Genomic DNA, 7,915 nt, shown 5'->3' with positions numbered 1-7,915 from the left:
CCCCTGACTCTATCTCCACCAACGGGTTCCAGAACCCGGAGGGTGGGGAAACGGAACCGACCCCGACGAGTCCGGACAGGGGAGGGCCTGTGACCGGCGTGGGGAAGGTGGTCCACGCCGGACACGGCCCGTGGGTCAGGGGTGTGCGCGGGGCGGGGTCAGAAGGTCACGTCCGAGCAGGCGTAGAACGCGTTGCCCGTGTCGGCGATGGTCCACACGCCGAGGATGACGTGGTGGCCGCTCAGCCCGGTCGGCAGGGTGCCGCTGTGGCTGAGGGTGGCCGGCGGCTGCTTGCCGCCGTAGGGGACCGTCAGGAACGGGGTCGTGTTCAGGTCGGCGCGCGTGAGGGCGTGGCCCTGGTTCCAGCCCTGCTTGGTGACGTAGTACCGGAAGTCGGTCGTCGCGTGCCGCGCCTCGAACTGCCAGCGGAAGGTGTAGCTCTGGCCGCCGGTGACCTTCGTGGTGGGCCACTCCGTGCCCTTGGGGGTGCGGGCGCCGTCGAGCTGGCCGAACCGGGTCTCGCCGCCGGAGCAGAGCTGCCCGTCCGCCGGTCCGCCCGCCGGGAAGCCCTTGGGGCCCTCGACGCTCTGCGGTTCCCACTGGATCTCGCCGCAGCCCCTGACCGTGCCGTCGGCGCACAGCAGCTGCCTGCTGATGGGGAGGTCGGTGTAGCCGTGACCGCTGGCGCCGCCGGTGGACAGGGCGAAGGCCCCGACGGTGCTGAGGCCCAACACGGCCGCGTACAACTTGGCCTTGGTGCGCATGTAGCCGCTCCTCGGAACGTGTGGGGAGTTCGGTGAGCCGTACCGTGCATGTTGGTCTAGACCAAGCCCAGGCTAGGGGGATGGACTGAACATGTCCATACCAATGCCGGACCGGCCTTGCCCCGTCGCCCGCCCCGCGTCCGCGTCCGGCTCCGCGCGGCCGCGCCCGCCCGACCCGGCGTCCTCGTCTGGACAACGTTGTCAGACACCGGGCAGAGTGGCCGTCCGCGGACGTCCGTCCGTACCCGCGCCGGTTCTCCCCTGCCCGAAAGGAACCCCCGCCCCATGGACCGCCTCGTCAACACCGTCCGCCCCTACCCCTGGGGCTCGGTCACCGCGCTGCCCGAGCTGATGGGGGTCGCCCCGGACGGCTCGCCCCAGGCCGAGTTGTGGATGGGCGCCCATCCCGGCGCGCCGTCCCGGTTGGAGCGCGACGGCCGGTCGCTGGGGCTCGACGAGGTCATCGAGGCGGACCCGCCGGGCGAGTTGGGCGACGCGCCCGTACGGCGGTTCGGGCCGCGGCTGCCCTTCCTCCTCAAGCTGCTGGCGGCCGACGCCCCCCTGTCCCTCCAGGTGCACCCCGACGCGGCCCGGGCGGCCGCCGGATACGCGCGGGAGAACGCCCGGGGCGTTCCGCTCGACGCACCCCACCGCACCTACCGGGACGCACAGCACAAGCCGGAGATGATCGTCGCGCTCACCCCGTTCGAGGGCCTGTGCGGGTTCCGGCCGCCGCGCGAGTGCGCCGAACTGCTGGACGCCCTGCGGGTCACCCGGCTGGCCCCGTACGCCGCGACGCTCCGCTCGGCCCCGGAGGAGGACGCGCTGCGGGAGGTCTTCCCGGCCTTCCTCTCCCTCCCGCCGGACCTGCTCGCCGAGATCGGCGACGCGCTGGCGGCGGCGGCCCGGCGGCCTGGACCGCTGCGGGACGCCTTCGCCGGGTACGACCGGATAGCCCGCGCCCGTCCCGGGGATCCCGGCGTGCCGGCCGCCCTGCTGGTCCGGCAGGTCCGGCTGGCGCCCGGGGAGGGCCTGTTCCTCGGGCCGGGCGTGCCGCACGCCTATGTGAAGGGACTGGGCGTGGAGGTCATGGCCGCCTCGGACAACGTCCTGCGCTGCGGTCTGACGAACAAGCACGTGGACGTGCCGGAACTCCTGCGCGTGGTCCGCTTCGACGCCGCCGAGCCGGCGGTGGTGCGGCCGGTGCGCGCGGCGTCCGGCGAGGAGGTCTACCCGGCCCCGGTCGACGACTTCCGGCTGTCCCGTCTCGTCCTGGACGGCCGCGGCGACGCCCGCGCCCTGCCCGCGTCCCGCCCCCAGATCCTGGTGTGCACCGACGGCGCGGTCCGCCTCGCCGGCCCCGGGGCCGAGGCCGCCCTCTCGCCGGGGGCCTCCGTCTTCGTGCCGGCCGCAGAAGAGGTCGCCGTCTCCGGTGCGGGAACGGTGTTCCGGGCGACCACCGGCATATGACGTCAACTGAACTCCAGCTAAACTTAACCGGTTTGGCTCAGATGGTTGTCACCTCTACTGTCTCGTCCTAGCCTCTTTCCCAGCCACCGACGAAGGCATTTCACGCCACTTCTTTTCCGGCGGGTCCGTCCAAAGGTGTTCTTCTTCGGTGACTTGTCGTCCCGCCGTCCGGCGCGAGCCGCGATGCGACGCCCGGGCAGCGGGATCCCGGACCGGGTCGCCCGTGTTCCTGCCGGTACGCCGGGCGCCTCGCGGGCGCCGGCACGGCGAGCCGGAAGCACCGTCACAGAGCCGAAGGCAGCGCCGTGCGCGCCGGGGACGCCCCGCGTCCCGGCCGCACGCGCCACCACTTGGGGAGCAGATGATGAGAAAGAGACTGGCCACCGCGGCGGGAGCGCTGCTGGCCCTCGCCGCCTCGCTACTGGCCGCACCGTCCTCCGCGCAGGCGCAGGCCCAGGCACCGGAGCGGGCCCAGGCCCAGGCGGCCCCGGGCTTCCACGTCGCCGACGGCCGGCTGCTGGACGCGAACGGCGCCGACTTCGTCCTGCGGGGCGTGAACCACGCGCACGCCTGGTACCCCACGAGGACGGCGCAGGCACTGAAGGACATCAAGGCCCTGGGCGCCAACTCCGTGCGCGTGGTGCTCGCCACCGGCGACCGGTGGACCCGCAACGACACCGCGGACGTCGCCGCGGTCGTCGCGCAGTGCAAGCAGAACCGGCTCGTCTGCGTCCTGGAGGCCCACGACACCACCGGCTACGGCGAGCAGGCCGGAGCCGTGACCCTCTCCCGGGCCGTGGACTACTGGACCGGCGTGAAGGACGCGGTGCAGGGCCAGGAGAAGTACGTCATCCTGAACATCGGGAACGAGCCGTACGGCAATTCCGGCTACGCGTCGTGGACCTCGGACACCGCGAACGCCATCGCGCGGATGCGGGCGGCCGGATTCCGGCACACGCTGATGGTGGACGCCCCGAACTGGGGCCAGGACTGGTCCTTCACCATGCGCGACCACGCGGCGGAGGTATTCGCCGCGGACCCCGAGCGCAACACGGTCTTCTCGATCCACATGTACGGCGTGTTCAACACCGCCGACAAGGTCAGGAGTTACCTTGACCGGTTCACTTCGCAGCGTCTTCCCATTGTCGTAGGGGAATTCGGCGACATGCACTCGGACGGCGATCCGGACGAGGGCGCCATCATGTCCACCGCGCGGCAGCTCGGCGTGGGCTACCTCGGCTGGTCCTGGAGCGGCAACGGCGGTGGCGTCGAGTACCTGGACATGGCCACCGGCTTCGACGCTGCGCGCCTCACCTCCTGGGGGCAGCGCATCTTCTCCGGCGCCGACGGCATCAAGCAGACGGCCAAGGAGGCCGGGGTCTTCGGCGACGGCGGCACCACTCCCGCGCCCGCGAGCTGCTCGGTGGACTACCGCCTCAGCGACTGGGGCACCTCGTTCAACGCGGACGTCACCATCCGCAACACCGGCACGACGGCCGTCAAGGGCTGGCAGCTCGCCTTCGCCTTCCCCGGCAACCAGCAGCTCGGCTCGGTCTGGAACGCCAGGGCCGTGCAGCAGGGCAGCGAGGTGCGGGCCACCCACGAGTCCTGGACGGAGACGATCCCCGCCGGCGGCTCCGTGAGCTTCGGCTTCAACGGCTCCTCCACCGGCGCCAACGGCGTCCCGGCCGCCTTCACCCTCAACGGCGGCGCCTGCACGAAGGGCTGACCCCCGGCCCGGCACCCCGAAGGGCCGCGTCCCCACTGGACGCGGCCCTTCCGCACGGTCTCCGCACGCCCGGGCCGGGGACACCGGTCCGGGCCCGCCGACCCTTGTGCACCGGGCGTGGGACAGCCTCACCGGTCACGGAACGGCACGGGCTCACCGGCCGTGGGACGCGGGCCCGGGTCCCTCCGGCGGGCACACCCGCCGGCCCGGGTCGCGGTCGGTCGTCCTACCCGCCCGCCCCCGGTGCCGGTGCGGTGGAGCCGCGCGGCGTCAGGGACGGGGTCGGGACCTGGTGGCCGTCGGTGGGGGCGCCGCCGAGCACGTCGAAGAGGACGCGTGCCACCTCGGCACCGAAGTGGTGCACGTCGTGGCTCATGGCCGACAGGGTCGGATGGGTGATCCGGCACAGCTGGGAGTCGTCCCACGCCAGCAGCGACAGGTCGTCGGGGACGGTGAAGCCCATCTCGGCCGCGACGCCCGCCCCGGCGACCGCCATGATGTCGTTGTCGTAGACGATCGCGGTCGGCCGGTCGGCGGCGAGCAGCAGGGTGCGGGTGGCCCGGGCACCCTCCTTCTCGTCGAAGCCGGTGGCGATCTGCCGCGCCTCCTCCAGGCCCAGTTCCCGGGTCGTGTCGGCGAAGGCGCGGGCCCGGATGACGCTGTGCCCCAGGTCGGCCGGGCCGCCGACGCGGGCGATGCGCCGGTGGCCGAGGGCCGACAGATAGCGGACGGCCTCGGCGACCGCCGACGCGTCGTCCGTCCACACCGCCGGGAACGCGCCCGTGAGGCGGGGGTGGCCGACGGCGACCGCCGGCATGCCCAGCCCCTGGAGGGCGGGCACCCGGGGATCGTCCTCGCGGAAGTCCACCAGGATCGCGCCGGCGATCATCCGGCCGCGCCACCAGTCCTGGTAGAGCGCGATCTCCTCGTCGAGGTCGCGCACCAGCCGCAGCAGCAGGGAGCAGGACCGCTCCGCCAGGACGCTCTCGATGCCCGAGATGAAGTCCATGTAGAACGGTTCCAGGCCGAGCAACCGGGCGGGCCGGCACAGGGCCAGCCCGACGATGTCGACGCGCTGGCTGGACAGGCTGCGCGCGGTGGCGCTGGGGGCCCAGCCCAGCTCCCGGGCCGCCGCGAAGATGCGCTCGCGGGTGGCGTCGGAGACGCCGGGCTTGTGGTTGAAGGCGAGCGACACCGCCCCCTTGGACACCCCGGCCCGCGCCGCGACGTCCTTGATGGTGACGCGTTCCCCGGTCCCGCTCACACGATGTCCACGCAGAACAGGGCGGCCTTGACGGCGTCGACGGTGACCGGGCCGCAGCCCTCGACCCGCAGGCGCGCGCGCTCGCCGGGCAGGAGGGTCTGCCGGCCGCGGTCGCAGACGGCGGCCGGACCCAGCCGGTCGGGCTGGAGCAGGAGGTCTCTCACGAGGGTCTGGGCGCTCACCACGACGTCGACTCTATCCCCCTGTCCGGGGACGGGCTCCAGCGTGACGTCGTACCGGGGCCGCGGGTAGGCGAAGTCCTTGTCGGGGACGGGGAAGTGCAGGGCGCGCAGCCCTTCCCCGCCGTCGGCCCCGTCCGGGCGGGGGGATTCCGCGTCCGCGACCAGGAACTCCCTGGCGGTCCCCGGGTCCGGGACGAGGTGCTCGGGGACCGTGGTCCGGGCGACGGAACGGGGCTCGGCGGCCAGTTCGAGCACGGCCTCGGCGACCGTGGTGCCGTCGGCGTCCAGCCGCCGCAGGGTGACCGTCGTCCGCCAGGGCGTGGCGGCCTGGTTGACCGCGGCGAGCACCAGGCCGTCGGGGTCCGGGCACAGGGTGAGCAGCCGGTCGGCGTAGACGCGGCGCAGCTCGTGGTAGAGCGGCTTGGGCCGGCCGTCGCCGTCGATGGCGGCCCAGGAGGTCACCGGCCAGCAGTCGTTGAGCTGCCAGACGATCGTGCCCGCGCACACCGGCCAGTGCGCGCGCCAGTGCTCGATGCCGGCCGCGACGGCACGGGCCTGCACGAGCTGGGTGAGGTAGTGCCAGCGGTCGAAGTCGTCCCCGGGCAGCGGGAAGTGGCGGGCGACGCCGCGGTTCAGCTTGCCGTTGCCGTCCTCGGCCTTCTGGTGGTGCAGCATGCCCGGGGAGTCGGGCGCGAGGCGTTCGCCGGGCAGGGCGCGGCGCAGGGTGGCCAGGGCGGGCGGGGCCTGCCAGCCGAATTCGGCGACGAAGCGGGGCACGCTCGCCCGGTACTCGGCGTAGTCCTGGCGGTTCCACACCTCCCAGGAGTGGTGGGTGCCGTGGGCGGGGTCGTTGGGGTGGTGGTCCCAGGAGCCGGACCAGGGACTGCCGGCGGTGTAGGGGCGGGTGGGATCGAGTTCGGCGACGACGCGGGGCAGCAGGCCCAGGTAGTAGCCCTCGCCCCAGGAGTCCCCGGCGAGCGGCTCCTCCCAGTCCCAGTCGCGGAAGCCCCAGAGGTTCTCGTTGTTGCCGTTCCACAGCACCAGCGACGGGTGCGGCATCAGCCGGACAACGTTGTCGCGCGCCTCGGCCTCGATCTCCCCGCGCAGCGGCTGTTCCTCCGGGTAGGCGGCGCAGGCGAAGAGGAAGTCCTGCCAGACCATCAGGCCCAGTTCGTCGCAGGCGTCGTAGAAGGCGTGGTCCTCGTAGATGCCGCCGCCCCAGATCCGGACCAGGTCCACTCCCGCGTCCGCGGCCTGGGCGAGGCGGGTGCGGTAGCGCTCGGGGGTGATCCGGGAGGGGAAGGCGTCGTCGGGGATCCAGTTGACGCCCCGCGCGAAGATCCGGACGCCGTTGACGACGAGGGTGAAGCCGGTGCCGTGTTCGTCGGCGGAGCGGTCCAGTCCGATCGTGCGGAAGCCGATCCGGCGGTGCCAGGTGTCGAGCGGGCCGCCGTCGCCGCTCAGGGTGAGATCCAGGTCGTACAGCGGCTGTTCGCCGTATCCGCGCGGCCACCACAGGCGCGGGTCGGCGACCTCCAGGACGAGGACCGCCTCGTCGCCGGTCAGTTCGGCCTCGGCGCGGACGCCGGCCGCCTCGGCCGTGACGCGCAGCCGCTCGTCCCGTCCCCGCTCGGTGCGTTCGACGCGCAGCCGCACCTCGACGCGGCCGGTGCCCTCGGCCACGGTGACCAGGGGACGCACCTCGGCCAGGCGCGCGGTGGACCAGTGCTCCAGCCGGACCGGCCGCCAGATGCCCGCGGTCACCAGGGTGGGGCCCCAGTCCCAGCCGAAGTTGCACGCCATCTTCCGGATGTACTGGCTCGGTTCGGGATAGACGTTGGGCCGCTCCCCCGTCGCCGCGCGGACGGCGGCCGCCTCGTCGTAGGCGGAGGCGAAGCGGACCTCCAGTTCGCCGGTGCGTCCCGTGACGTCGAACCGGTAGGTGCGGTGCATGTTGCGGGTGGTGCCGAGGGGACGGCCGGCGAGGGTGAGGGTCGCGGCCGTGTCGAGGCCCTCGAAGACCAGGTCGGTGCGCTCGTGGCCGCTGTCGTGGCCGAGCCGGCGGACATAGGTCCAGGCCCGGCGGCCCACCCAGGCGACGTCCGTCTCGTTCCGGGCGAGGAACGGGTCCGGGATGGCCCCGGCGGCGAGGAGGTCGGTGTGCACGCAGCCGGGCACCCGGGCCTCCAGCACCTCCTCGCCGTGGCGCAGGCTCCAGCCCCCGGTGAGCGGGGTGACGTCCTTCATGGTGCGGCTCCAATCGCCTGACTCAGGCCGGTCGACGGACAACGGCGCACAACCTAACGCGCTGATCAGGAAGCTGTCCATAAACCGGTCTAGCTACGCCACCGTAACGAGGTGCGACGGAATCCGCATGTCACAGGATCTCGGTTCGCCCGACGGTAACGATTGCGCATCACGCTGGAAATCGGAGCTTTACCGGTTCATCAGTGGCTGACATAGTGCCGACATCCCACTCGCAGAGCTGAGCCGCAATCCTGGAGGA

Annotated in this window: 5 protein-coding genes; 2 read left to right on the top strand and 3 right to left on the bottom strand. The window is 73.0% G+C overall.

The window, feature by feature from the left end:
- Window positions 1–158: 158 nt before the first annotated feature.
- Window positions 159–764: a lytic polysaccharide monooxygenase auxiliary activity family 9 protein gene (locus ACZ63H_RS34005; protein WP_469871779.1), complete on the bottom strand. Its 606-nt coding sequence runs from the start codon at window positions 762–764 to the stop codon at window positions 159–161.
- Between the two features lie 285 nt (window positions 765–1,049).
- Between ACZ63H_RS34005 and manA the strand changes: the two genes are divergently transcribed.
- On the top strand, window positions 1,050–2,234 hold the full coding sequence (gene manA, locus ACZ63H_RS34000) for a mannose-6-phosphate isomerase, class I (RefSeq protein WP_469871777.1): 1,185 nt from the start codon (window positions 1,050–1,052) through the stop codon (window positions 2,232–2,234).
- A 361-nt stretch (window positions 2,235–2,595) separates the two neighbouring features.
- Window positions 2,596–3,963, top strand: coding sequence for a cellulase family glycosylhydrolase (locus tag ACZ63H_RS33995; RefSeq protein ID WP_469871775.1), 1,368 nt, complete (start codon window positions 2,596–2,598; stop codon window positions 3,961–3,963).
- A 226-nt stretch (window positions 3,964–4,189) separates the two neighbouring features.
- On the opposite strand, the gene ACZ63H_RS33990 is transcribed toward ACZ63H_RS33995, so the two are convergent.
- Both ACZ63H_RS33990 and ACZ63H_RS33985 read right to left on the bottom strand, forming a co-directional pair.
- A complete protein-coding gene (locus ACZ63H_RS33990) occupies window positions 4,190–5,227 on the bottom strand; it encodes a LacI family DNA-binding transcriptional regulator (protein WP_469871773.1) in 1,038 nt (345 codons plus the stop codon).
- Window positions 5,224–7,656 (bottom strand): glycoside hydrolase family 2 protein, encoded by a 2,433-nt coding sequence (locus tag ACZ63H_RS33985; protein WP_469871771.1) that lies wholly within the window; start codon window positions 7,654–7,656, stop codon window positions 5,224–5,226. The genes ACZ63H_RS33990 and ACZ63H_RS33985 overlap by 4 nt, the downstream gene beginning before the upstream one ends.
- Between the last annotated feature and the right edge of the window lie 259 nt (window positions 7,657–7,915).

Source organism: Streptomyces sp. NPDC104831 (assembly GCF_055583025.1).
Note: the sequence above shows the minus strand (reverse complement) of the source record. Positions and strands in the feature narration are given on the sequence as shown.